Below are 25,040 nucleotides of genomic sequence, written 5' to 3' on the forward strand. Positions count from 1 at the left end.
CTCCTGAATGAAGGCACGAATTCGGTCGGGGTGTGTGGCTGAAAGTTATGAGAGCGGGCCCCTGACCGGCATCGGGGATCACTCCCAGTGAATCCCCGTTCCCCGATGGGGTGACGGTCGTTGACCCCCTAGGGGATTAGGGGCCTCGCTTGAGCGTCTCTTGTTCACCCGTGTAGGTACTGGTCGCTGCTGCGAACAGGTGAGGAAGAGACTTGGCGTACGTACTCGGAGTGGATGTCGGGACCACCCGGACGACGGCTGCCGTGTGCCGCCTCGACGGTGCCCGCGATGCCGAGATCGCCCTGGTGGTGCCGTCGTCGCTGCAGCTCACGGAGGCTGGGACGTTCTCGGTCGGCGAGCGCGGCGTGGCCGGGTGGACCGCCGTCGGCTTCGCCCGCCGGGTCGGTGACGCGGTGCCGTTCGCGCTGGGCCCGGAGCTGTGCCCGGCCGAGGAGCTCACCGCGTTGCTGATCATGTGGGTCGTCGGCGAGGTGGTCGCCCGGGAGGGTGAACAGCCCCGTCACCTGGCGGTGAGTCACCCGGCCGGGTGGGGTCCCTACCGCCGCGGACAGCTCTTCGCGGCACTGCGGGCGGTCGGGTTGCCCGACGCGACGCTCGTGCCGGAGCCGCTGGCCGCCGCCGAGAACCACGCCGTGCGTTCCCGCGTGGTGCTCGACGCGTCGCTGGCGGTCTTTTCGCTGGGCAGCCACGCTTTCTCCGCATCACTGGTCCGGCGTGCGCAGAACCGGACGTTCGAACTGGTCAACCACGTCGACGGCGTCGACCACCACACCGGCGCCGACTTCGACGACCTGCTCCACGGGCTGGTGCGCGGCCGGCTCGGCAAGGACGGCCGCGTGTCGTCCGCCGAGTGCGAGGCGGCGAAGCGGGCGTTCGGCCCTTCCGCACCGTCGGTCGTCGTCAGCGGCGTGGAGATCGCGCGCGACGAGTTCGTGGACGAGATCCGGCCGTCCGTCGACCACCTGGTCAGCACCTTCGTTCGTGCCGTGGGAACCGTGCAGCCCGACGCGGTGCTGCTCGTCGGCGGCGCCTGCCGGATGCCCGTGATCGGCGACGCGCTGTCGTCCGCGGTCGACTGCCGAGTGCTGGCCGAGGCCCGCCCCGAGCACTCGGTCGCCAAGGGCCTCGCGGTCGCCGCACGGCTGGTCCTGATGGGCCCCGAGGTCGAGCCGGAACCGCTCGACACGTCGGTCCTCGTGCACACCCGCGAAGCCGCCATGCGCTTCCCCGTCGGCGAGGTACCGAGCCTCGACGACGAGTTCACCGCGCCACCGCCCCGCCCGCCGGTGGACGTGTCCCCGCTGGAACTGCCGCCGAGGCGGGTGAAGCGCGTCGCGCGCGTGCTGAAGCCCGTCGGACGCCGCGCCGGTTCCAGCTCGAGCTCCCGATCCCGAGACGATGATGAGGACGGCCGTTGAGCGTGACCACGCGAGCCAGGTTGGTGCTGGACGCCCCGGTGCGGGGTGTCCTCGACCGGATCAACGAAGCCGCCGCGGGTACACGCCTGCGCGTTGTCGTTGCGGCGCCTGGTGGTTACGGCAAGACAGCGCTGCTTTCGGAGATCACCAACTCTGCTGTGCGCATCGTGGACGACGCGCACCTGCTGGACGACGCCTCCCTGCGCTCGCTTGCCGCGGAACCTCTTCTGGTACTTGCCCACCGGCCCTGGCCGCGCCGTGCGGCGCTGGCCGAACTGAGCCGTGGCGCCGTCGTGGTGCCGCTGGCACCGCTGTCCCGTGAAGGTGTCCGCGAACTGCTCGGCGCCGCCAAGCCCGTCGCCGACTTCGTGTTCGCGCAGACCGGTGGCGTGCCGCTGTTCGTCGAACGCCTTGGGGCTGTGTCCGAGGTTTCCGCTGACGCGCTCGGCGCGTTCCGCGCGGATCTCGACTGGCTGGACGCGGACCTGCAGAAGTTCCTGCTGGCCGCCGAGGCCGGTGCCGCTCAGCGGCTGGACCTGCTGTCCGCGTTGCTGGACAAGGACTTCGACGAGGTCAGCGACATCATCGAGGCCGCTCGGGCGACGGGCATGCTCGCCGAGGACGGCACCCTGCTGCCGCTGGCGCTGCGGGCTGTCGGTGCGCTGACCCGTGCCGAACGCCGGATCGCGGTGCGGCAGAAGCTGGCGCAGTTGCAGCTCGACCGCGGTGGGCCGGTGCTGGACCTGGTCCGGCCTCTGCTCGACACCGGGATCGGCGGGCCCGTGTTCGTCGCGGCTGCTCGTGAGGCTCTGGCCGCCGATCCCGCACTTGCCGCCCGGTTGTTCAAGGCCTCGACCGGCGGAGGTACGCCCTCTGCTGAAACCGCTGCCTCCTGGGCCACCGCTTCGGCCATGGCCGGGGACCTGGACGGCGCTCTGCGTCTCGCCGACCAGGTCATCAGCGTCGCCGACTCGCCGCACCGGCGAACCGCCGCCGAGGTGGCGGCCGTCGCGCTGGCCCACCGCGGGCAGTTGGCGCGCAGCACCGAGTTGTTCCGGTGGGCGGCAACTCCGTATGCGGCTGCGTTCGCCGGGATCGGGCTGATCGGTACCGGGCATCTGTTCGAAGAGACGCCTCCGCAGCCTCCGACGATGCTGGGTGGCGCGGCTTCGTTGATGCTGCAGGGGGTTCGGCAGTCGGTGGCCGGCGGCGAGACCGCGGCACTGTCCACTTTGGTACGCGCTTCGTCGATGCTCGAACCAGCTGGTGGAGCGGTGTTGTTGCCGGACAGCCCGGCTGCTCTGGCTGCCCTGGTCGCCGTGCACTGCGGTGAGCCGAACGTTGCCGAGTCGGTGCTGGACCGGGCCGTGGAGACCGGTACCGGTGGGGTGCTGATGTCCGTCCGGCACCGGCTGTTGCAGGCGTGGCTGCAGATGTTGCGCGGGAACCTGGCCGTGGCTCGCGAGACGCTGATGTCCGTTCGAGGGGCTTTTGAGCCTCGTGACTGGATTTTCGCGGTGGCCCTTGAAGTCGGGGTGGCCCGGCGGAACTCCGATCTCGCGACGTTGCGGCGGACCTGGGAGCAGGCCTGCGAGGCCGTTCTCCGGCATCCTGTGGACCTGTTCAGCCTGTTGCCGTTGGGGGAGTTCGCCGCTGCGGCGGCTCGGTTGAGGGACAAGGAGCGGTTGGCGCCGCACTTGGCTCAGGCCGCTGCGTTGTTGCGGTCGTTGGGGAATCCACCGATGTGGGCCACGCAGCTGCACTGGAGTTTGCTGCACGCGGCGATCATCGATGAGAACTCCGCGGCTGCTGAGGAGCATGCCGCTGCGCTGGCGGTCCATCGGGAGCGGAGCCGGTACTGCGCGATCTTGTCCGCCGCGGCTGAGTGCTGGCTGGACGTTGTCGCTGGAGATGTCGACGCGGATCGGGTCGAGGAAGTGGCTCGGAGCCTGCACGCGGTCGGGTTGTGGTGGGACGCTTCCCGGCTGGCTGGGCAGGCTGCGATTCGGACTTCTGATCGGCAGGCGATGGTTCGGCTGCTGGACTGCGCCCGGTTGTTGCAGGGGAGGCCGGTTTCCGCTCGGCGTGCTGCTGAGGCTGATGTCGTGGCCGTGGTCGAGGATGCCGGGAAGTTGAGCGATCGGGAGCGGGAGGTGGCTCAGTTGGTGTTGGAGGGGATGACTTATCGGCAGGTGGGGGATCGGTTGTTCATCTCCGCCAAGACTGTTGAGCACCACATGGCCCGGATGAGGCAGCGGTTGGGGTCCACGTCTCGGTCCGATCTGCTGGCCCAGTTGCGGCACATCGTCGGGTCGGGCTGATTCGTGGGGCTAAGTCCCAGACCTGGGGCTCCGCCCCAGACCCCGCCAATCTGATCCAAAGCCGGGGTCCACGCCGTGCGCGGGTAGATGGCACGCCTGTTGCTTTGGGCGCAGGCGCGTTGCTTAGAGGGGCGCGCCCCACCCAGTCCGTTTGGTAAGGACGGCTCGCCTTCGGCATCGCGTGCGATCAGGTGCTTGCCCATGGGCGCGGGCCGTCGTTGGTGCTCGGTCGGCCGTTCTCCGTTACCAAGGCTCCGTTGGCCGCCCGTCAGTCGATCTGGGGTCGAGGGTTCTGGCGGTTCGTGAGAAAATTGGTCCGATCGAGCTAGTAATTGTTGTAACGCTCAGAGATTGCTATTACCCCGTTGGAGGGAACGTCTTCGTGCGTTGCGACGGTGTGGGTTGCTGGCGGTAGGCTTCCGCACCGTTGCTCGCCGAGCAGGTCAGGTGGAACGGTTGCCGAGCCAGGACGACGCGAGACCGTCACGTCCGCTGGGACGTGACGAGCTGGCGCGCGACTGGGCGATGAAGATCAGTCGCACCGCGTACATACCGCTTTCCGCGGCGAAGCTGACCGAAGAGTTGCGTGAGCTGCTCAACGTGGTGGCTGAGGCGCTCGCCGACGAACCTGGCGTGGCCTCGTGGGTCGGTACTCGGCTGGTCGAGATGCACTGCGTCGGCGCTGAGAGCTTGCTGGAGTCGGTCGAGATCCTTGCGCGGTTCATCGTGCAGGAGGGGGCGGACGCCCAGCAGGCCGCGTTGGTGATCGGTGCCGTGTCTGCTGCTTACACGGCGGCCATTCAGGCCTTCGTGCTGGAGCAGCAGGAAAGTGTCAGTCAGGCCTTGTTGCGGGCGAATCGGGCTGTGCAGCTCGATTTGCAGGCCAGCGAGGAGCGGTTCGAGGACATTTTCGCGCACTCGTCCACCGGCATTGCGATTGTCGGTCTCGACGGGGAGCTGATGCGGGCCAACGAGGCGTTGTGCACCATCCTCCGGCGTGAAGACGTTGCTGGGATGACGCTCACCGACTTGATCGCTCCCGCCGACTTACCGCTCATCAACGACGCGTTGGCCGGCCTGCGGTACGGGCGGATGCGGCGGGTGGAGGAACGGCCGCGGCTCATCGATCGCGATGGTGAGCACTTCCGGGTGTTGCTCGCGGCGACCCTGCAGAAGGACGCCGAGGACAACCCCCGGCACTACGTGGTGATGATCGACGACGACAGCCAGCTGACGTTGCTCGGTGGGCGGTTGCAGTACCAGTCGTTGCACGACGCGCTGACCGGGCTGCCGAACCGGCAGTACCTCACCACCCGGCTGGAGTCGTTGCTGCACAGCGACATCGAGCACGGGGTGACGCTGTACCACCTCGATCTCGACGCCTTCGCGGTGATCACGGACGGGCTCGGGCGCGAGGTCGGTGACAAGGTTTTGAAGCTCGTCGCTGAGCGGCTCAGCTCCGTGTTCTCCGCCGAGAAGGCGATGGTCGCTCGCCTCGAGGGTGACGAGTTCGCCGCGCTGGTGGAGAACGGGGTCGACACGCCGGACGTCGACACGACGATCCGGATGATCGAGCACGAGCTCGCCGAGCCCGTCTACTTCGGTGAGCACGGGGTTGCGGTGTCAGCGTCGATCGGGGTGTTGCCCCGGCTGCATCCTGGAGATCATCCCGCCGAGGTGCTGCGCGCCTCGGACATGACGTTGCGGCGGGCCAAGCGCAGTGGGCGGCGGCAGTGGGGGCTGCACGACGCGACGCAGGACAAGCGGGAGCAGGAGGACCTCGCGCTTGCCGCCGTGATGCCAGGGGCTTGGGAGAACGGCGAGATCGAGGTCGTGTTCAACCCCGTCATGAAGCTCGACGGGTCGGCGCGGGTGTGCGTCGAGGCCGAGCTGAACTGGCGGCATCGGGACGCCGGGCTGATCCAGCACGAGAAGTGCGTGACGATGGCCGAGCACACCGGGCTGATGCTGCCGCTCGGCGAGTGGATGTTGCGGACGGCCGCCGAGACCGCCTGCCGGTACGACGAGACGCTCGCGGTCTGCCTGACCGAGAGCCTGGTGAACAACCCGGACCTGGTTCGGGACGTGCGGCGCGTGCTGGCCGACACCGGGTTGCAGGCCGGGCGGTTGTTGCTGGGCTTCCCCGTGCACGTGCTCGCGTCCGAGGACAGCGAGGCCGCCGACAACCTGGATCTGTTGGCGGACATGGGCATCCACATCGGGGCGCGCGACTTCCAGGGCTCCACCGCCGAGATCGAGCTCGTGCGCTCGCTCGGGGTGGCGGCCGTGCGGGTGAAGGGGCGTCGCCAGAAGCCGGACGAACTGGTGTCGCACGTGCTCAGCGACCTCGTCGGGTTCGTGCACGAGGCCGGTGGGATGGTGGTGGTCGACTCCATCGAGGACGCCGAGCAGCGCGACTGGTGGGATGAACTCGGTGCCGACGCGGGTGTCGGGCCGGTGTTCTGCGTGGAGCCGACTACTGCGTGGCCCGACGCGGGTTGAGGTGCACGAGGATCAGCGCGAAGCCCGCGATGGTCACCATGCGCAGCGCCGCGCTGATGCCGTTCCAGTCCTTCGACTGCCACATCGCGAACCACTCGCCGCCGATGGTGATGAACCCGCCGAGGAACAGCGCCACGATCATCAGCAGGCCGGCGGACGCGAACTTGCGTGCGCTGTCCTCCTTGTCGCGGAGGTAGGCGATGGTGCCGGCGGTCAGCAGGACCGCGGAGATCGCCTCCCACAGGATGATCGCGACGTAGACGATCGTGACGACGGCCGGGCTCGTGATGGCCCGCCACTTCAGCCCCTCGCCGAACGTGGTGTCCATCGCCAGGACGTGCTGCACGAACGCCTCGTTCGTGCCGTAGTCCGTGACGTTGCCGAGCACCACCAGAATCATGTTGAGAGCGATGAACCCGACGGTCACCGCGACGATCGCGCGCAAGCTGCCGACCCGAGCAAGAAGACGCATGGAGCGGACAGTAACCGATGCGGTGCCGACTGTGAGAGCAGTTGCGCGGTGAGGGTCAGCACGGATCCCGGAAGTCCATCTGAGACAGACGTTCCTGCCACAGCGCGGGTGTCAGCACGCCTCGGGTGGCCGTGCAGATCCGCGTGATCTCGTGCTCCACGTCGAGGTCCCACAGCCGGACGATGCCGTCCGCGTTGCCGGTGGCGAGCACGTCGCCCTGCGGCGCGAACTGGGCCAGCGGTTCCGCCGCCCAGTCGCCCGCGATCTGCCGGCCCAGGTAGTACGGCTTGGCCGGATCCTCGACGTTCCACAGCCGGAACGTCCTGTCGGCGCTGCTGCTCACCAGCGTCCTGCCGTCCGCGCTGACCGAGATCGCGCTGATCGTGCCGGTGTGCCCGGACAGCTCGCTGATCCGCACCGGGTGCTCGCGGTCGCGCACGTCGTAGAGCCGGATCACCTTGTCCTGCCCCGAGGTGATGAGCGTGCGCCCGTCCGCGGTGAAGATCGCCTGCCCCACGACCTGGGGCGCCTTGATCGGCTCTCCCAGCTGCCGCGGCCGCTCCGGATCGCTCACGTCCCAGAGCCGGACCGTCTTGTCGCTGCTCGCCGTGGCGACCGTGCGGCCGTCCGGGCTGAACTCGACGTCGTTGATGTAGGCGTCGTGCCCGGTCAGCGGGACACCGAGCGGTACGGGCCGCGCCGGGTCGCGCACGTCCCACAACCGCACCGACTCGTCGGTGTTGCTGGTCAGCAGCACCTGGCCGTCCGGGCGGAACACCGCCCACGCCGAGAACCGGTTGGACAGGACGAGCGGTTCGCCCAGCGGTTTCGGGTGCTCCGGATCGCTCACGTCCCACAGCCGCACCGTCTTGTCGCCGGCCGCGGTGGCCAGCACCTTGCCGTCCTGGCGGAACCGCGGCCTGCTGACCGAACGTTCGTGCCCGAGCAGCGGTTGCCCGATCTGCTTGGGGTGCTGCGGGTCCGAGACGTTCCACAGCCGCACGGTCTTGTCGCCGGAGCCGGTCGCGACGATCTTGCCGTCCGGACTGAACGAGGGTGTCGTCACCTGGGAGGAATGGCCGATGAGCATCGCCTGCGGCAAGGACCACAGGTTCACGGCGTTCTCCAGCGAACCGGTCGCGAGCGAGTCGCCGTCCGGGCTGAAACCGACCGCGAAGATGCCGGCCCCCCGTGCGGCGAGCGGCCGGCCGAGCGGGGTCGGTGAGGCCGGGTTGGTGAGGCTCCACAGCCGTGCGGTGGCATCGGACGCGCCGGAGGCGAGCGTGCGGCCGTCCGGGCTGAACTTCACCGACCACACCGGTCCGGTGTGGCCGACGAGCGGCTGCCCCACCGGTTCCTGCGTGGCCGGGTCCCACAGCCGCACCATCTTGTCGTCGGCGCCGCTCGCGAGCAGCTTGCCGTCCGGGCTGAACGCCACGCTGTGAATGCCGAGCGTGTGGCCCGTCATCGGCTTGCCGACGGTCTTTCTCGTGGCGACGTCCCACAGCCGGATCGTCTGGTCGTCGCCCGCGGTGGCCAGGGTCTTGCCGTCCGGGCTGAACGAGAGAGAGCGGACCGAGGCGGCGTGCTCGCGCATCGGCTCGCCGGACGGCTTGGGGTTCGCCGGATCGCGGACGTCCCACAGCCCCGCCGAGCGGTCCTCGTTCGCCGCGGCGAGCAGCGTGCCGTCCGGGCTGAACTCCAGCAGGTACGAGGGGCCGTTGCCGGTCTCGATCGTCTTCAACGCCCTGGGGGAACTCGGGTTCGTCACGTCCCAGAGCCGGATCGTCGCGTCCTGGCCGGTGGTCGCGAGCACCTTGCCGTCCGGGGAGAACACCGCCGTACTCAGCCAGTTCCTGTGCTCGGCGATCACCGCGAGCTCCTTGGGGCGGCTGCGGTCCCGGACGTCCCACAGGCGTGCGGTGCGGTCGTAGCTGGCGGTGGCGAGCAGCGAGCCGTCCGGGCTGAACGTCGTCAGGTAGACCGCGCCGGTGTGCCCGACGAGCGGCACGGCCAGCGGGACCTGCTGGATGGCGAGCAGCTTCGCGACCACGCCCTGGTCGTCCGGGCGCATGCGGTGCGCGACCATCAGGAACTGCGCCGACAGCGACGGATCGCTCCCGGTCAGCCGGTCGGCCTCGGCGACGACCTGGCGGAACTGGGCGTCGTTGCGCTGGTTCACCGCTATCACGGCCGCGCCCGCCGCGATCAGTGCGAACACCGCCACCAGCGCGACCGCCGACCTGCGCAGCCAGACGTTCTTGCGGTGCTGGCGTTCGGACGTGCGCACGAACTCCTTGGCGATCGTGGTGACGTCTCGCTGCTGCCGCACTCCCTCCAGCCGTGCGCCGCGATAGAGCAGTGACGAGTCGCGGTCGTGCGCGGACCACGTCGCCGCGTCCTCCTCCAGCCGTTGCCGGGTGAGGTTGCCCGCGCGGTCCTCGTCGATCCAGCTGCGCAACCGGGGCCAGGCCTGCAGCAACGCCTCGTGCGTGATCTCGACCGAACCGGCGTCCGCGGTGATGAGGCGGGCGTGCGTGAGGACTTCCAGCGCGCGTTCCGTGGCGGGGAGGTTCGTGCTGGCTTCCAGCAGGCTGTGACGGCTGGACCGGCGGCGGGTGTCCTGCGTGTCGTCACCGACCCTGACCAGGCGCAGGAGCAGCTGCCTCGCGGCGGCCCTGGCCGGTTCGTCGAGATCCGACCAGGCACGTTCGGCGGTGGCGGCGACGGCGCCCTGGATGCCGCCGGCCGCCCGGTAGCCGGCGATCGTGAGGCGCCCCGCCTGCCTGCGTTGCCACGTCACCAGCAGTGCGTGGCTGAGCAGGGGGAGCGCGCCGGCGTCGTACGCGTCCTTGCCGCGGCGGTTGTGCGTGCCCAGGTCGCGCAGCACGAGGTCGACCAGACCGGCCTCCAGCTGCAGGCCCGCGGCCTTGGCCGGGCTCGTCACGGCGTCGCGCACCTCGGCCGCGGACATCGCGCCGAGCACCATCTGCCTGCTCTGCAGGGCCTCGGCGAGCTCGGGGAAGTCGAGGCAGCGGGCGTAGAAGTCGGCCCGCACGCCGAGCACGACCGCGCTCTTCTCCGCCGCCGCGTGCAGGGCCTGCACGAAGATCCGCAACCGGTTCTCGTCGCCGCCGAGGGTGAACGCCTCCTCGAACTGGTCGACGATCACCACCCGGTCGCCGACCGCGAGCTGCACCTCGTGCGTGAGGTCGACGTGCCCGTCCGCGGCGACCGCCGACTCCAGCGCGGGGATCAGCTCCGGCACCTGGAGCGCGAACTCCTTCAGCGGATCGGTGCCCGGCGAGATGACGATGGTCTCCTTGTCCAGCCGGGGCAGCACGCCCGCTTTCATCAAACTGGACTTACCGGCGCCGGACGCGCCCACGAGCATTGTGATGCCGTTGTCGTTCAGCCGGTCGAGAAGTGCGTTCGTCGCCATTTCCCGGCCGAAGAACCAATTCGCGTCCTGCGGCCCGAATGCGCTCAGACCCATGTACGGGCAGACGGAGTCGTCTCCCTGAGGGGGTGTGTCCGTTTCGGTGACGGGGCTCGCGAGCGCCTCTTCCCAGAGGGCGCGCCACGCGTCGAGCTCGTACAGGCCGTCGATCGCCGGCTGGGGCCTGCGCTTGCGTGCCTCGCCGACGAGGACCTCGAGGACCGCGCTCAGCCCGCTGAACCTGGCGGGAACGTTGCGCCCCCGCCGCCAGTCGCTGACCCGCTGGGCGGGCACTCGCAGCGGCCTGCCCTGCTCGTCCGATCGGCGGGCACGGGTGACCGATTCCGTGACCCTCTTCAGGGGAGGGTCGCCTGCCTCCGCGTAGAGCAGCGCGAAGCGCTCCGCGAAGACGCCACGGGGTCCCAACCGGCCTCCTCCTCGTCCGGACCGGAAAACGAGGACCGCCCGTCTGAGCTGCGGCGCACGCGCCGCACAGGCAGTCAGAGACCCACCATAACGAGGTGGTCTGACAACCTCGACCCCACGTCCTTCACGAGCAGGGGAGATCGCCACCGTGAGAGTGACCGACTGGGGCAGAGCGTCCACGGCTGAGGAGCACTGGGGGTCTCCTCAGCCGTGGCCCGCGGGTCCGCTTCCCGGCGAATGGCAGGGAGCGGTCTGCTAGGTCAGGCGGCCTGCCAGAGCGCGTCCGCCTCCGGTTGCTTCGGCTGGACCCGGTTCGGATCGGGCAGGTAGGTCTCGGTCGGGAGCGTCACGTACGTGATGGCGTCCGGTTTCAACGCGGTGAGTTTCCCCGCGAGATCGGCCAGTTTCGGAATCGAGCCGATTCCGGTGTCCGTGACGATGGACTTCGTGAGGATGTCGGCGAGTTCGAGCGTTTTCGCCGGACTGGCGAGCCAGTTCTCGTTCGCCAGTTTCTCGCTCAAAGCCCGCATGAACAGCTGCTGGTTCTTGATGCGGTTCAGGTCGCTGCCGTCACCGATGCTGTAGCGGGTGCGCACGAATGCGAGCGCCTGAGTTCCGTCCAGCTTCGTGGGCCCCGCCGGCACGTGCAGCCCGCTCTTCTCGTCGTCGATCGCCTCGGGCATCGTGACGTCGACGCCGCCGAGCCGGTCCACGACGTCGCGGAACCCGTTGAAGTCGAGCTGCACGAAGTGGTCGATCCGGATGCCGCTCATCTGCTCGACCGTCGCCACGGTGCACGCGGCGCCGCCGGTGGAGAAGGCGCTGTTGAACATGGCGATCGCGACCGGCGGGTCGTCCCCGCAACGCGGCCTCGGCACCATCGTGTCGCGCGGGATGCTGACCACGCGGGCCTGGTCGCCCGTCGCGTTCAGCTGGACGACCATGGCGGTGTCGGACCGGTCGTCGTCCTTGCCGACCAGGAGGATGTTGAGGGGCCGGCCAGGCGTCGACGGAGGCCTGGGGTGAGTGATCTCCTTGGCGAGATCGACGGTCTTGAGATTGCTCTCGAGCCGCCAGTAGGAGCCCCCGGCCACGACGCCCGTCGCGATGACCACGGCGGCCCCCGAGACCGCGAGCCATCGTTTCAAGTGGACGTTCATGCTTCTCACGGTCCCCGTTGTTTGTCCAGGTCCCGTCGGTGGTTCGTCATGGTTGTGTCACAGCGTGCCTCAGTTGGTCGAGGAACCGGTCGTTGTCCGCCGTGACGGCGTACTTGGCCCTCGTGCGTTCGGTGGCGATGTCACGTCCGAACGGGCTGTCCTCGGCCAGGACCCGCTGGTCGGCAACGATCTTGCCGCGCGTGTAGCGGCCGGTGAGCTCGATCGCGAACCGGTCCTCGCGGTAGGTCGCGAGGCCGGGGTCGCAGAGGATCGCCGCCGCGAGCGGGTCGTGCGGGACGAAGCCCTTCTTGCCGAGGAAGCTGCCGTAGAAGTCGGCGTAGAAGCCGAGGATCCGCCGTGGGAAGCAGTCGTGGGGCAGCGCGTCGAGCCACTCCTGCGGCGCGTGCCCCTCCATGGTGACGTCGAGTCCGACGATCGTGAGGTCCTCGAAGCCGGCGGCGAGGACGAGATCGGCCGCTTCCGGGTCGTGCCAGAAGTTGGCCTCGGCCTGGGAGGTGATGTTGCCGGGCACGTTGAGCGCGCCACCCATGACGACGACCTTGCCGAGCAACTGCGGCAGACGCGGCTCGATCTGCAGGGCGAGAGCGACGTTCGTCAACGGCCCGATCGCGAGCAGGCTCAGTTCTTCGGGATTCTCCCGTGCCTTGTTCGCCAGCTGCTCGGCAGCACTTTCTCCGGTGGGAGAGGCGGCGGGCTCGTCTCCCGCGTGCCCGCCCAGACCGTCCTGGCCGTGCACGTCCTCCGCGGTCATGAGGGGCTGCGCCAGCGGTTTCGCCGCACCCGTGGCCACGGGAACGTCGAGCCCGAGGCGTTCGGTGAGCCTCAACGCGTTGGCCGTGGCCTGCTGGACCGGCACGTTGCCGTGGACCGTGCCGATGGCGACTATTTCGATTTCCGGCTGGGCACGCAGGTAGTACAAAGCGAGGGCATCATCGATGCCGGGGTCCGCGTCGACGATGATCCGCATGCGTTCGATCATGCCAGCGGGGGAAGCCATGACGGTCCGTCTCGCAGTCACCTCCGACGCTCCTGCCGTAGCGTCGGTGCACGTACAGGCCTGGCAGGCCGCTTACCGCGGCCTCGTGCCGGACTCCGTGCTGGACGACCTCTCCGTTGAGGAGCGCGCGTCGATGTGGGAGCGGGCCATCCCGCGCGGCGGAGTCTGGGTAGGCCTCGTCGACGACACCGTGGCCGGGTTCTGCGTCGTCGGCCCGTCCAGCGAGCCCGACGCCGCGTTCCAGCTGTACGCGCTCTACGTGCTGCCCTCGGCGTGGGCCACTCCGCTGGGGTACGAGCTGGCACGTGCGGCGCTCGGGGCGGAGCAGGACGTGGTGCTGTGGGTGTTCGACGACAACCTGCGGGCGCCGCGGTTTTACGAGCGGCTCGGGTTCCGCGTCGACGGTACGGCCAAGACCGAGAGCATCGGCGGGGCCGAGCTGAAGGAGATCCGCTACCGGCTCACGGGCGTCGCAGCCTGATCTCGATCAGCACGCCTGAGCCGTCTTGTCCAAACAGGACTCCGGCGCGTTCTCGTCGGTGCGTTCCGGACGTGAACGGCCCGGGTTTCGGTCCACCCCAACTGGCCCGTGACATCCTTGCTCGACCAGCCCGAAGCCAGAGCAGGGGAGCCACCGTGGTGTTCCGACCTGTGTTCCGCCGCAACCTGGAGTCGCACGAGGCCTCGATAGCCCGCGAGGTGTTCGGCGACGCCCTGGACATCAGCGCACTGAGCCTCGCCGAAGGCGGCCTCCTGGGCAGCTTCGGCGTGGCCCGAACCCTCCCGCGCCTCGTCACCTTCCCCAAGGGCGTGCTGACCACACCGCAACACCAGGCCCGCTACGAGCGCTGGCTGGTCCACGAACTCACGCACGCCTACCAGTACCAACACGGCCGCAGCGTCCTGAGCCTCCTGCCGACCGCGATCGCCGGGTTCTTCGCGAAGGGCCTCTACGACTACGGCGGTGCGGAAGGCCTGCTCGGGAAGACGTTCGCCGACTTCAACACCGAACAGCAGGCCAACATCGTGGCGGACTACTACTACCTCAGCAGGTACGAACCGTCCCGTGACCTGTCGGCCTACGAGCCGTACATCAGTCACGTCCGTGACGGCAGGTGAGAACTCAGGGATTCTCGCTGACGGTGACTGCCCGAAAAGATCAGGGCCCGACAGCGTTTCAGCATGTCAGGCCCTGATTTCACCCGGCGAAAGGTGGTGCCCCAGGCAGGATTCGAACCTGCGACACACGGTTTAGGAAACCGATGCTCTATCCCCTGAGCTACTAGGGCTGGCGACAGCAGTCTACCGGGGCGCCGCCACCGAGTTGACCAGCGCCCCCAGCTACCGCAGACGAGCAGGTCGCTCACGCACCGTGAGGGCTCCCCGAACCAAGCTGCGGCCGTTGGAGGGAAGTGAGGCAGGCCACCTTCTGCCGGGCACAAACGTCAGGTAGGGAGAGGGCGTGAGCAGACCCTGGCCCGACTTCCGTCCTGGCCCGCTTGGTTCCCTCAAGGCCTGGTGGCGCCGGAGGGTGCCCAAGCGCGCTGACGACATCACCTTCGTGCCGCCGGCGAGCAGTCATCAGCAGGAGTTCGAGACGCCGTTGGCCAGTGCGGTCTACGGGCTGGACTTCCACTTCAAGTTCACCGTGGTGTGGCGGCTTGATCTGGCTACGGGGTTGCGGCACAACTCGCCGCGCAGTGCGGCCATCCATCACGTTCTGCAGCGGGCCAAGGAGATCAGTTCCAAGGCGATGCTGGTGCATCACGCTGCCCTGCAGGTGCAGTTGGGGGATGAGCTCGCCACCGAACGGCAGGTGCCCGGGACGCATGTCTGGGCGCGGGCCGAGCAGGTGAAGATCACGGTCGGGGACGAGGACCTGGAGATGGCTCGGAAGCACGTCGAGCTGTTGCGGAACTCCACGTTCAAGTTGGCGGAGCGGGATGTTGAACGGGCGGAGATCCGGTACCTGCGTGACGAGGTGTTGACGGACGTCGGCACGGCGACGATCTGGTGGTTGCAGCGCAACGGGTATCAGGTCGAGGAGGCGGTCAAGCTCGCTGATCACCTCGCTGAGCTCGTGAAGCTCGCGCAGCGGGAGCCGGCCACCAACTGGGCCGAGTCGTTGGTCAGCAGTGTGGAGCGGGCCATGCCTGAGCTCGGGGACGCTCATCGGCAGGATTTGAGGCTGCACCTGGTCAAGGCCCTCAGCGTCTACGGTGGGGCGCGGGTGGCCGCTGAGTTCGCTGACCAGGTCGGGTTGCCCGCGGGCGAACAACGCAACAACGGGCACGTCTAGGCTGACCGGGGTGTTGACCCAACTTCGCAGTGCCGCTGTTGTCGCCGGGTTGCGGGCTTTGGCCCGGCTCACGCCCTATGCCGAGGCGGAGCTCATCGGACTTCGCAAAGTTGTCAAGCCCGGGGACGTCTGCGTCGACGTCGGGGCCGCGCTGGGGCTCTACACGGTGACCTTGTCGAGACTGGTCGGTCCACAAGGGACTGTGCACAGCGTCGAGCCGCTGGTGTTCGCGCACCCTGCGCTTTCGTACGTGTTGCGGCCGCGCGAAGGTGCCAACATCAAGAGGCACTCGGTGGCGCTTGGTGCGGAGAAGCAGGGGCGTGAGGTCATGTCCGTGCCGGTTCGGCACGGGAGTCCGGTCACCGGGCGGTCGTTCCTCACGGTGGGGGCCAACGGGCTCGGGTCCAACGAGGAGTTCGACCAGCACCTGGACGTGCTGGTCAAGACGGACACCCTGGACCACTTCGTCGAGGAGCAGGGGATCACCCGGCTCGACTTCGTCAAGGCTGATGTCGAGGGGGCCGAGCTCAGGGTTCTCGAAGGGGCGACGGAGACCATCGAGCGGCTCAAGCCGGCTTTCCTGCTCGAGATCGAGGAACGGCACGTCGAGCGGTTCGGGTACCACGCGAAGGACGTCGCCGACTTCCTCGCCGAGCGCGGGTATCGGATGAGCACGTGGCACGGCGGTGAGTGGGTGCCGACCGCGAACATCGGGGGCGAGATCAGGAACTACCTGTTCAGGGCCTGACATAAGTAGAGGACGCCGACCCCTGGGGGTGGATCGGCGTCCTCATCTCGAAGGCCTACGAGACGTAGACCTCAAGCTCGTGCAGGGAGTACCCGTACTGATTGGCCCGTTGGGTGCCTGTCAGCCGCAGGTATCTCGCGTCCTGTGGTGTGAACGCTACGACATCATCGCCGCCATCGCCACTACTTGTGGAGAAAACGTTCCGCCAGTTCGCTCCGTCATTGGAAATCTCGATGCGGTATCCCCTGCCGAAGGCGGATTCCCATCGCAACACCGTGCGACCGATTCGTTGCACTGAGCCAAGGTCCACCTGGATCCACTGGTTGTCGCTCCAGTCGCTGGCCCAGCGGGACGTCGGGTTTCCGTCCACAGCGTTCGACGGCGGGAGGTTGTTCCAGCCCTTCTCGTGCGACGACGCGGTGGCGGTGCGGCCGGCGGCCAGGTTGGTGGTGGTCTGGCCCCGGCGGGACGGGAACTGCACGACCTGCTGGTACGTCGGGCGGTTCTGCCAGTGGATCTTGTCCTGGGTGATGCCGCCCATGGCGCGGTGGATGATCGTGTCCGCGCACCACTGGTCTCCTGCGGCACAGTCGGCGTCGCCGGGGTAGACCGCGGTCGCGGGCTTGGCGACCGCTGCCTGCAAGGAACTCACGAGTGCCGTGCGGCAGCCGGAGAGAGTGCCGCCACCGCAGTAAGTCTGCGGGAACGCGCCCTGGACCGGGTCGCCGAGGACCTTGCGCAGGTCCTTGTCCACGTAGCCCCACCAGCCGTACTGGAACGACGAACCCTTGTGCGGCGCGGCGCCGTGCGCGTCGGACGGGGCCTCGTCCACCTGCTGGGCGGCGACCAGGGCGTTGTACAGCCCATCGCCCAGCGACGGTTTGAACTGCGACTCGACGAGCAGGGGCCACCAGGCATCGAGAATCCGGATGGCTTCGGCGTGGGCGTAGGCCTTGCTGCCCTTCGCGGTCTCCTTGCGCAACGAGCCGGAGCGCTGCCAGTCCTTCAGCTTCTGCACGACCGGTGCCAGGGAAGCGTCGACCGGAGCGGACTCCAGCACCCGCAGCAGTTCGGGCAGCACCTGCTCGGCACGCAGGTCGGCCACTGCCGCCTCGGCCATCACGCGGGTCAGGGACGCACGAGTGACCTTCTGGCCGGAAGCGATCAGGGCACGCACGCGAACGTCGAGCAGGTCGCCGCGGTGCACGGCGCTGTGGCCGAACCCGCCGAACGTGAAGTCCTTGGCCTGCTTGTTGTTCCAGGACACGTAGTAGTCCTGGTTGATCGAGTTCGGGTGCGCGGCGAACGGCATGTAGGCAGCGGTGTTCTCGTCGCCGTTCCAGTCCACCCACTCGTACTCGGCCCGGCCCCACGTCGGCAGGTTCGGGTCCACAGTGGACCTGCGAACCGGGTTCAGGCCCGAGTTGAAGTACGCGGAGTCGCGGGAGTCCACGTAGAACCAGTTGAACGCGTAGCCGATCTTGTTGGCCGCGCGCTGGAAGTCGGTGGCCGAACGGATCGCGGACGGGTCGTTGAGCTCCTGGAACCCGATGATCGAGTCGACCTCGTGCATGTACGTCGAACGCAACGTCGTGTACGCCACGACCTTGCCGCCGACGGTCGCCCTGCTCGTGACCAGGCCGTACTTGGTCCGGTACATCACCAGCGTGTACGAACCGGCGGGTGTGCCGTCCGCGACCGTGGGCTTCCAGGCGTTCTTGCGCTCCAGCCGTTCCATCGGCAGGCAAGCGCCGTGGAACAGGTAGTGCGAGGAGGCCTTGGTAGGAGCGGAGCCGTCCGGGTTGCACAGCTCGACGGCGTAGGTGTCGACGATGTCCTGACCCGACGAGGTGGCGCTCCACGAGTAGTCGACACCCCGGCCGAGCTGCACGTACATCGAGACGCCCGCGAACGAGACGCCGCGCGAACGGATGCCCGGCCCGTTGAGCTCCTGCAGCAGGAGCAGCTGCGGTGCGAAGTAACCGGTCTGCGGCCCCCACACGGCGATCGGGTTGCCGCTGTCCGTGTGAGCACCCGACACCGCGAGGGCGTTCGACATGCCGTGCTTCTTGTTCAGCAGGTCGGCGGGCAGCACGCCGTCGGAGAAGATGCCGCGAGCCTTCGCCACGTCCTCGGAAGCGGGAACGGCGACGGAAGTTCCCGTGCCGCCCACCTCGTCGTAGACCATGCGCTCCGGCGTGACGCTGCCACCGTCGGGAAGTGCCACGCCCTGGGGCGAAGCGGGCGAGGCGGAGTACGGGAACGACTGTCCGTCGTGGAGGGTCAGCACGGCCTCGGGGTCGTTCTGCGCCCGGAACGCCTTCCACACCTGCTCACCGGTGGCCGCGCCGTACTTGTTCTGCGCGGCCAGCTTCACCAGCGCCGACTGGACCTCGCCGCCACCGCCGGCGCCGAACAGGCCACCGACCACGGACGCGATCGCCACCATGTCGGTCGTCTTGAACGGCTGGATGTCGTTCCAGTTCGTGATCGAGTCGGCGTGCCCGGTCAGCACGTACTCACCGGGGAAGTTCCGTGCGGAAACGGACTGCGTGATGTACGCGTTGATGCCCGCGGTGTAGTCGGTGACGTCGGCCAGCGCCTGCCGCCCGCGCTCACCGCCGTTCGCCGTCGCGCTGTCGATCTGCTTCTGCAGGTCCGCCTCGGTGTACGGGATCTGGTTGAAGAAGCTCTGCTCCAGCACGCGGTTGCCCGGCGCGCCACCGGCGAAACCGGTCAGCTGGCCGCGTCCGAGGTGGCGGAAGACGTCCATCAGCCACAGGCGGTCCTGCGCGGCCGCGAAACCGGCGCCGAACATCGTGCCGGACCGCGTGGTCCCGGTGATGTGCGGCATGCCGATCTTCTTGTCGCGCACGATCGTGACGTCGGACCGCGGCTTGATGGTGCTCTCGACCTGGTCGGACTGCACGCCGAACGACGCGTCGTTGAAGAAGTCCGTCAGCTGCGAGTTCGTCAGTCCGCCGTAGCCGTTGACCAGGGCGTCGTACTTGCCGAGCTGGTCGGCCGAATGCGCCGGCCTGGTACCGAACGCCTTGTGCGTGAGGATCTCCGCCAGCGTCGCGTTGCCGTTGTTGCCCGGCGGCAGGATGTCGTTGCACTGCCCGAGGCAGTAGTCGTCGGCGGCGAACGCGGCCGCGCGTGGGGGTTCCTCGGCGTTGGCCGACGGAACGATCAAAAGCGAGGCGGTGACGGCGGCGGTCGCCAGCAGGGTCGTCACCGGATTGGCTCTCCGCATCGCGCGAAGCTCCTCTCCGTGCAGGGCAGGGCTGTTGTGACGCACGTTACTTTCCGGTAAGGCTATTGCGAAAGACCTTCGCGTTTTCGAGATCGGAGCGAGATGACCTGTATCGATCCCGAGGCCCATTGAAAAGCCATATGGGCAGAAACGAGGCCAAACGAGACATCTGAATCGGATTACCGAGGCCGTATCCGTGTTTCTGGTACCGCATTCCACTCAGTGGGATATCGATGTTTCGTCACTCAGTGTTCCGGTGGCCCCTCTTAGTGCCTGGTGGCCCGCCTACGCAGCGAAGTCAGAGCTCAATTCCGGTAACTGTGAACGCCGTCGGCGATCTCGAAAATCCGTAACCACATGATGAGATAACTGAGAATTAACGTGACCTTCGGCGTGCGTACGCCAAGATCACGAACATGAGGGAGCACGGAACGCCAATGCGGGAGGCGTCGTGATCAAGGTTTTGCTGGCCGACGACGAGGACCTCGTCCGCTCCGGCCTTCGCATGATCCTGAGCAGCGTCGGAGACATCGAAGTTGTTGCTGAGGCCGATGACGGACATCTGGTAGCCGACCTGGCGCGCCAGCATCGTCCGCACGTTGTTCTGCTCGACATCCGGATGCGCACCTCGGACGGACTCGTGGCCCTGCGGCGGCTGCGGACACTGCCGGACCCACCGAGGGTCTGCATCCTCACCACGTTCGACGTCGACGAATACGTTTCGGAAGCACTGCGTCTCGGCGCGGCCGGCTTCCTCCTCAAGGACACCGAACCGGAACAGCTCGTCAAAGCCGTGCGTGATCTCGCGCGCGGAGGCGCTGTTCTCGACCCCGGTGTGGCGGCGAGAGTTCTCGCGGCCGTCGCCGACGGCGAACGAATGGCGGAGCCGGCACGCAGGCTTCTCCAGAGCCTGTCCGAACGCGAGCGCGAAGTGCTCGTGCTGATCGGGCAGGGCATGTCCAACGCGGAGATCGGCGGCACCCTGCACCTGTCGGAGGCGACGGTGAAGGGCTACGTCTCGTCCGTGCTCGGCAAGATCGGCGCGGTCAACCGCGTGCAGGCCGCACTGGTGGCCTACCGCGGCGGCCTGATCGCCTAGACGCCCGAGAACTCCTAGTTCCCGGACACGATCTCGGGCACCTCGTCCACCGAGGGCTCGACCTCGACCCTGTTGCGGCCGTGCCGCTTGGCGCGGTAGAGCGCCATGTCGGCGGCCGCGAACAGCTGGTCCAGCTTGGCCGGTCCCGCCGCGACACCGATGCTGACCGTCGGGCGGCGGACCGCGCCGAGCACCATCGTCCAGTCGTGCCCGTCGACGGCCGCGCGGATCCGCTCGGCCACGTTCGGGCCGACGTCCATGTTCGGCCCGGTGTCCCCGAGCAGCACCACGAACTCGTCACCGGCCCAGCGCGCCACCAGGTCGTCCGAACGGCACTCGCGCCGCAGCAACGCCGCGATCTCGCGCAGCGCCGCGTCGCCCGTCGCGTGCCCGGCGTCGTCGTTGACGCTCTTGAACCAGTCCACGTCGACCAGCACGAGCCACGGCACCCGCCCGCGCGCCGCCGTCGACTCCAGCAACGCGGCGGCTGCCCGTTCCAGCCCGAGCCGGTTCGCCAGGCCCGTCAACGGATCGCGCGCCGCGGCCTCCTGCGCCGCCACCGCGAGCCGTTGTGCCTGCACGGCCACCCGGCGCTGCTCCAGCGCCTGGCCCAGGCCTTCCTGCAACGTCTCCGTGGCCGTGCGGGAAGCCGCCATCGACCGCCGCAACGCCTCGGCCTCGCCCACCGCGTCACCCAGGGCGTGGCAGATGTCCGCCAGCTCCGTGGAGAACCGCAGCAGCAGTGACGTGTCGTTGATGCGTTCGGCGTTCGCCACCGCACGTGCCGCGTGTGTGCGCGCCTCGTCGAAATCGCCCTGTTCGCGACGCACGACGGCGAGAACCCAGTTACCGACCGAGATTCCCCACAGGTCGGTGGCGTCGACCGCCAGCCGCAGAGTCTCCTCGGCGATCTCCTCGGCCTTCTCCAGCTGCCCGACGCCCGCGAGCGACCGTCCGAACGCGCCCATCAGAGCGCGCCGGTGCACCTCGTCCTTGACGATGCCGAGGCCCTCGTCGAGGTACGCCAGGGCTTCCTCGAAGATCGCCGGCGCCGCCGCGGGTGGCCCCGAGCAGGCGCGGAAGTTCAGCGAACCACCGAGGCGCTGCAGGCAGTGCGCCAGCGTGTCGGTGTTGCCGGCCCGCCGCGCGACCTGAACGGACAGTCGCAGCATGTCGAGCGCCGCGCGCCGGTTGCCGATGCCCTCCATCAGATAGCCGAGCGAGCCCATCGTCTGGGCCACGGCGGGGCTGTCCGAACGGTCGGCGTCGAGATCGGTCCACCCCTCGGCGGCCAGTTCCAGCGCGAGGGGGATGCGGCCGAGGCGCCAGGCCATCACCGCCCGGTTGACCAGCACCGCCGATCGGACCCAGCGGTCGGCGCCGGGGGACACCTTGGTGACGACCTCGTCGAAAAGGCTGTTCGCCTCCGGCAAGCGGCCAGCGTTGAGCAACGCGCGGACCTCTCGGTCCAACCGCGGAATCTGGCCCGCTACCAGCGGATCGCGTTGCTCCACTCGTTCATCGACTCCGTTCCGACTGGCCGAGCGGCCCGCACAGGCTACCGGGTCTGTCGCGCCCCGTACCGATCGTGGTGCAGGACGTCATCGAGGGGTAGTCGGTTGCGCCAACCGTGACGTTCCAGATCGGGCGTCTCGGGCAGTGATCGAACCGGACCGACGCACAGCCACGCAACCGGACGGACCCTTGTGGGGATGTCCAGCAGACGGCGCAGCACATCTTCCCGGTAGAAGCTCACCCAGCCCACACCGAGTCCCTCTTCCGTCGCGGCCAGCCACAGGTTCTGGATGGCGAGACACACGGAGTACAGACCGGCGTCGGCGATCGCGTGCCTGCCGAGAACCGCCGGCGAGCCCCGGTCCGGGTCGTAGGTGACCACGATGCCGAGGGTCGACTCCATGACCCCCTCGACCTTGATGCGGGCGAACGTCTCGGCTCGTTCCTGATCAAGCTGAGCTGCGAAGACGCTGCGTTCGGCCTGAACGTGATCCCGGAAGGCGCGCCGGGTGGACTCGTCGCGCACGAGCACGAAGTCCCACGGCTGGGACAGTCCGACGCTGGGGGCGGCGTGTGCGGCGGTCAGCACCCTGCGCAGCACGTCGTCCGGGATCTGTTCACCGGAGAACTCGGCGCGGGTGTCCCTGCGGCGGTGGACCACGTCGTACAGGTTCATTCCTGCGATCGTGCCTCACTCGAAAGCACCAACTTCACGCTGGAGAGGTGGCGCTGATCTCACCTGAGGCGATAGACCGATCGGATGCGAAGAATGAAAGGCGGGTACGGCTCGGCGCTCGGATTCGGCTGCGGAGTCGGCGTGACCACGTTCACCGGTGCCTGGCCGCTGTTCGCCCTGTTCCTGCTGGCCGCCGTCGTGGTGATCGTCTCGCTGCGGACCACGATCGTCGGCGCGGGCCTGGCCGCGCTGCAGTGCTGGGGCCTCTACGCGACCTTCTTGGTGGGTGTTCGTGGCGATCTGACGGTCGACGAACACACGACCTGGGTGCTCGCGTTGCTGGTGCAGCTCGCCGCGCTGGCCTTCCTGGCCAGCGCGGCGGTGCGGGTCATCGCGCTTGTGACGGGTACGGCAGCAGGGCCATCTCCCGTGCGTTCTTGATCGCCGTGGCGACCTGACGCTGCTGCTGCGGCGTCAGGCCGGTCACCCGGCGGGACCGGATCTTGCCCCGGTCCGAGAGGAACTTGCGCAGCAGCGTGACGTCCTTCCAGTCGACGACGGTCACGCCCTCCTTCGCGAGCAGGTTCTGCCTGCGCTTGAGCGGCCTCTTCTCGCGCATCACCAGCTCGCCTTCGAGACGCCGGGCAGCTCACCGCGGTGGGCCATCTCCCTCAGCCGGACGCGGGACAGACCGAACTTCCGGTTGTAGGCACGCGGCCGTCCGTCCACGACGTCCCGGTTGCGCAACCGGGTCGGCGACGCGTCCCGCGGCAGCTTCTGCAGGCCCTGCAACGCTTCCGCGCGCGTCTCCGGGTGCCGCAGCATCTCCTTGAGCTCGGCCCGGCGTTCCGCGTAGCGCGCCACGACCTCGCGCCGGCGCAGGTCCGCGGCGATCTTCGACTTCTTGGCCACGTCCTCAGCGCTCCTCTTTGAACTCGACGTGCTTGCGCGCCACCGGGTCGTACTTGCGCAGCACCATCCGGTCCGGGTCGTTGCGGCGGTTCTTGCGGGTCACGTAGGTGTAGCCCGTTCCTGCGGTCGACCTCATCTTGATGATCGGCCGCACGTCAGTGCTCTTGGCCATCAGACCTTCACCCCCTGCGCGCGGAGCCGGGCCACGGCGGCCTCGATGCCCACCTTGTCGACGGTCTTGATGCCCTTCGCGGACAGCGTCAGCGTCACGAACCTGTTCAGCGACGGCACGAAGTACCGCTTGCGCTGGACGTTCGGGTTCCACCGGCGCCGCGTCTTGCGTTGCGAGTGCGAGACGCGGTTGCCGAAGCCCGGCTCACGGCCGGTCAGCTGGCAGCGCACGAGTACCTCCAGATAGATGGACGCAGATTGAAACGACTTTCGTTTTCATCTACGGTACCTCACATGGAAACCGTTGTCGTTATGGTGGCGGGGCTGGTCGACCACGACGTCGCCGTGCGGGTGTGGCGCGACCGGCCCGGTTCGGTGCTCGTGCGTCACGTAGCTGCGGAAACGTGCGTGCGTCGCTGGGTCGACGGCATTGCGACCGACATCGACCTGCTGCACGGCTGCGTGTCCTGCACCGTGCGGGAGGACCTGCGCGAGGTGCTCGGGACGTTCACCGGCCACACGGTCGTGCTGCACCTGGACCCGCTGCTGGAACCGGACGCGGTGCGCCGCAAGCTCGGCATCGACGTCGAGTGCGTGATCACCGTGCTCGACGCGGCGACCTGGCTGGACGACGCCCTGGGCGACGCGTCGATGGTCAGCGACCAGCGGACGGTGGCGCAGGTCGTCGTCGCGCAGGCCGAGGCCGCGGACGTGCTGGTGCTGAAAGGAGACGCGGACGAACGCACGCTCGCAGTGCTCGACCGGCTCGCTCCGGGCGCGCACCGCTGCACGCCAGAGACGGTGGTCGTGCGCAAGAGCACCCGCCCACGGCTGATGCCTCTCACGCCTGAATGTGGTGTCTCGACAGCGGTTTTCACGGCGGACCGGCCGTTCCACCCGGCACGGCTGAACGACGCGCTCGACTCGTTGCTGGACGGAACGGTCGTGCGCTCGCGCGGCCGGCTCTGGGTGGCGGACGAGCCGGACGTCGCGCTGCACCTGGAATCCGCGGGCTGCGGCATGCACGTCGGCGAGGGCGGGCCGCGCGGGGGCAAGACCACCCAGATCGTGGCGATCACCCTGGGCGAACCGGACTCCATCACCGCGGCGTTCGCCGAAGCACTGCTCACCGACGACGAACTGTCCTTCGTGGACTCGATCCGAAAGCTGGCCATATGAAGCCCGGAATCCACCCCGACTACCACCCGGTCGTCTTCCAGGACGCGTCCACCGGCAAGTCGTTCCTGACCCGCTCGACCGCGACGTCGTCCAGGACGATCGAGTGGGAGGACGGCAACTCCTACCCGTTGCTCGTCGTCGACATCACCGCCGACTCGCACCCGTTCTGGACGGGCACGCAGCGACTCGTGGACACCGCCGGCCGGGTCGAGAAGTTCAACCGCCGCTACGGAAAGCGAGAGCGCTGATGGCCGTTCCCAAGCGCAAGACGTCCCGGTCCAACACCCGTCACCGCCGGGCGCAGTGGAAGGCCACCGCGCCGGATCTGGTGCGCGTGCGGACTTTGGACGGCAAGGAGCTGCTCGTGCCGCGCCGGCTGGTCGCGGCCTACAAGCGCGGGCTGCTCTA

General features: G+C 68.4%; 23 protein-coding genes and 1 tRNA gene. 12 read left to right on the plus strand and 12 right to left on the minus strand.

Features of this window, described 5'->3' with window-relative positions; all coding sequences use genetic code 11:
- The first annotated feature begins 212 nt into the window (after positions 1-212).
- The 3 genes from SK571_RS44185 (at position 213) to SK571_RS44195 (ending at position 6,262) form a co-directional block, all read left to right on the plus strand.
- Positions 213-1,439, plus strand: a complete 1,227-nt coding sequence (locus tag SK571_RS44185; protein WP_319990091.1) for an Hsp70 family protein — start codon at positions 213-215, stop codon at positions 1,437-1,439.
- A 2-nt stretch (positions 1,440-1,441) separates the two neighbouring features.
- Positions 1,442-3,760: a helix-turn-helix transcriptional regulator gene (locus SK571_RS44190; protein ID WP_319990092.1), complete on the plus strand. Its 2,319-nt coding sequence runs from the start codon at positions 1,442-1,444 to the stop codon at positions 3,758-3,760.
- 447 nt (positions 3,761-4,207) lie between these two features.
- Positions 4,208-6,262, plus strand: coding sequence for a diguanylate cyclase domain-containing protein (locus tag SK571_RS44195; RefSeq protein ID WP_319990093.1), 2,055 nt, complete (start codon positions 4,208-4,210; stop codon positions 6,260-6,262).
- On the opposite strand, the gene SK571_RS44200 is transcribed toward SK571_RS44195, so the two are convergent.
- The 4 genes from SK571_RS44200 to SK571_RS44215 form a co-directional block, all read right to left on the minus strand.
- On the minus strand, positions 6,237-6,734 hold the full coding sequence (locus SK571_RS44200) for a DUF2165 domain-containing protein (RefSeq protein WP_319990094.1): 498 nt from the start codon (positions 6,732-6,734) through the stop codon (positions 6,237-6,239). The two genes, SK571_RS44195 and SK571_RS44200, sit on opposite strands and share 26 nt — an antisense overlap.
- Positions 6,735-6,789: 55 nt before the next feature.
- Complete coding sequence (locus tag SK571_RS44205) at positions 6,790-10,599, minus strand: nSTAND1 domain-containing NTPase (protein WP_319990095.1); 3,810 nt, start codon at positions 10,597-10,599, stop codon at positions 6,790-6,792.
- A 260-nt stretch (positions 10,600-10,859) separates the two neighbouring features.
- Positions 10,860-11,759 carry an LCP family protein gene (locus SK571_RS44210; protein WP_319990096.1) on the minus strand — a complete coding sequence of 300 codons (900 nt, stop codon included), beginning with the start codon at positions 11,757-11,759 and terminating at the stop codon, positions 10,860-10,862.
- Between the two features lie 46 nt (positions 11,760-11,805).
- Positions 11,806-12,747 carry a nucleoside hydrolase gene (locus tag SK571_RS44215; RefSeq protein ID WP_319990097.1) on the minus strand — a complete coding sequence of 314 codons (942 nt, stop codon included), beginning with the start codon at positions 12,745-12,747 and terminating at the stop codon, positions 11,806-11,808.
- Between SK571_RS44215 and SK571_RS44220 the strand changes: the two genes are divergently transcribed.
- Positions 12,746-13,258 (plus strand): GNAT family N-acetyltransferase, encoded by a 513-nt coding sequence (locus SK571_RS44220; protein ID WP_319990098.1) that lies wholly within the window; start codon positions 12,746-12,748, stop codon positions 13,256-13,258. The two genes, SK571_RS44215 and SK571_RS44220, sit on opposite strands and share 2 nt — an antisense overlap.
- 155 nt (positions 13,259-13,413) lie before the next feature.
- Positions 13,414-13,896 carry a hypothetical protein gene (locus SK571_RS44225; protein ID WP_319990099.1) on the plus strand — a complete coding sequence of 161 codons (483 nt, stop codon included), beginning with the start codon at positions 13,414-13,416 and terminating at the stop codon, positions 13,894-13,896.
- Between the two features lie 94 nt (positions 13,897-13,990).
- Here the strand turns inward: SK571_RS44225 and SK571_RS44230 are convergent.
- Positions 13,991-14,066 (minus strand) — tRNA-Arg (locus SK571_RS44230).
- A 173-nt stretch (positions 14,067-14,239) separates the two neighbouring features.
- On the opposite strand from SK571_RS44230, the gene SK571_RS44235 reads away from it, so the two are divergent.
- Together SK571_RS44235 and SK571_RS44240 are read left to right on the plus strand one after the other, a co-directional pair.
- On the plus strand, positions 14,240-15,076 hold the full coding sequence (locus SK571_RS44235) for a hypothetical protein (RefSeq protein ID WP_319990100.1): 837 nt from the start codon (positions 14,240-14,242) through the stop codon (positions 15,074-15,076).
- 10 nt (positions 15,077-15,086) lie between these two features.
- Positions 15,087-15,824 (plus strand): FkbM family methyltransferase, encoded by a 738-nt coding sequence (locus SK571_RS44240; protein WP_319990101.1) that lies wholly within the window; start codon positions 15,087-15,089, stop codon positions 15,822-15,824.
- A gap of 55 nt (positions 15,825-15,879) precedes the next feature.
- On the opposite strand, the gene SK571_RS44245 is transcribed toward SK571_RS44240, so the two are convergent.
- On the minus strand, positions 15,880-19,080 hold the full coding sequence (locus SK571_RS44245) for a penicillin acylase family protein (protein WP_319990102.1): 3,201 nt from the start codon (positions 19,078-19,080) through the stop codon (positions 15,880-15,882).
- A 451-nt stretch (positions 19,081-19,531) separates the two neighbouring features.
- On the opposite strand from SK571_RS44245, the gene SK571_RS44250 reads away from it, so the two are divergent.
- Positions 19,532-20,179, plus strand: a complete 648-nt coding sequence (locus tag SK571_RS44250; RefSeq protein ID WP_030481367.1) for a response regulator — start codon at positions 19,532-19,534, stop codon at positions 20,177-20,179.
- Between the two features lie 14 nt (positions 20,180-20,193).
- On the opposite strand, the gene SK571_RS44255 is transcribed toward SK571_RS44250, so the two are convergent.
- Positions 20,194-21,651 (minus strand): GGDEF domain-containing protein, encoded by a 1,458-nt coding sequence (locus SK571_RS44255; RefSeq protein WP_319990103.1) that lies wholly within the window; start codon positions 21,649-21,651, stop codon positions 20,194-20,196.
- Between the two features lie 86 nt (positions 21,652-21,737).
- Positions 21,738-22,370 (minus strand): 5,6-dimethylbenzimidazole synthase, encoded by a 633-nt coding sequence (bluB, locus tag SK571_RS44260; RefSeq protein WP_319990104.1) that lies wholly within the window; start codon positions 22,368-22,370, stop codon positions 21,738-21,740.
- 84 nt (positions 22,371-22,454) lie between these two features.
- Between bluB and SK571_RS44265 the strand changes: the two genes are divergently transcribed.
- Positions 22,455-22,811: a hypothetical protein gene (locus SK571_RS44265; protein ID WP_319990105.1), complete on the plus strand. Its 357-nt coding sequence runs from the start codon at positions 22,455-22,457 to the stop codon at positions 22,809-22,811.
- On the opposite strand, the gene rpsR is transcribed toward SK571_RS44265, so the two are convergent.
- The 4 genes from rpsR to rpmB are packed head-to-tail and all read right to left on the minus strand — an operon-like array spanning position 22,759 to position 23,684.
- The gene (gene rpsR / locus SK571_RS44270) at positions 22,759-22,989 is read right to left on the minus strand and encodes a 30S ribosomal protein S18 (protein ID WP_266043895.1); all 231 of its coding nucleotides are present in this window, start codon (positions 22,987-22,989) and stop codon (positions 22,759-22,761) included. The genes SK571_RS44265 and rpsR overlap by 53 nt on opposite strands.
- Positions 22,989-23,282, minus strand: a complete 294-nt coding sequence (gene rpsN, locus SK571_RS44275) for a 30S ribosomal protein S14 (protein WP_030481362.1) — start codon at positions 23,280-23,282, stop codon at positions 22,989-22,991. Before rpsN ends, rpsR begins: the two co-directional genes overlap by 1 nt.
- 4 nt (positions 23,283-23,286) lie before the next feature.
- Complete coding sequence (rpmG, locus tag SK571_RS44280; protein ID WP_319990106.1) at positions 23,287-23,454, minus strand: 50S ribosomal protein L33; 168 nt, start codon at positions 23,452-23,454, stop codon at positions 23,287-23,289.
- Positions 23,454-23,684: a 50S ribosomal protein L28 gene (gene rpmB, locus SK571_RS44285; protein WP_319990107.1), complete on the minus strand. Its 231-nt coding sequence runs from the start codon at positions 23,682-23,684 to the stop codon at positions 23,454-23,456. The genes rpmG and rpmB overlap by 1 nt, the downstream gene beginning before the upstream one ends.
- A gap of 63 nt (positions 23,685-23,747) precedes the next feature.
- Between rpmB and SK571_RS44290 the strand changes: the two genes are divergently transcribed.
- The 3 genes from SK571_RS44290 to rpmF all read left to right on the plus strand — a co-directional run.
- Entirely contained in the window at positions 23,748-24,632 is an 885-nt protein-coding gene (locus SK571_RS44290) for a GTP-binding protein (protein WP_319990108.1), read from the plus strand.
- A complete protein-coding gene (locus tag SK571_RS44295; RefSeq protein ID WP_266043891.1) occupies positions 24,629-24,880 on the plus strand; it encodes a type B 50S ribosomal protein L31 in 252 nt (83 codons plus the stop codon). The genes SK571_RS44290 and SK571_RS44295 overlap by 4 nt, the downstream gene beginning before the upstream one ends.
- Positions 24,880-25,040 (plus strand): 50S ribosomal protein L32 (rpmF, locus tag SK571_RS44300; RefSeq protein ID WP_319990109.1); only part of this gene is annotated, 161 nt, incomplete at its 3' end. The genes SK571_RS44295 and rpmF, both read left to right, overlap by 1 nt.

It is taken from the genome of Lentzea kristufekii (assembly GCF_033949925.1).
GTDB classification, from domain to species: Bacteria; Actinomycetota; Actinomycetes; order Mycobacteriales; family Pseudonocardiaceae; genus Lentzea; species Lentzea kristufekii.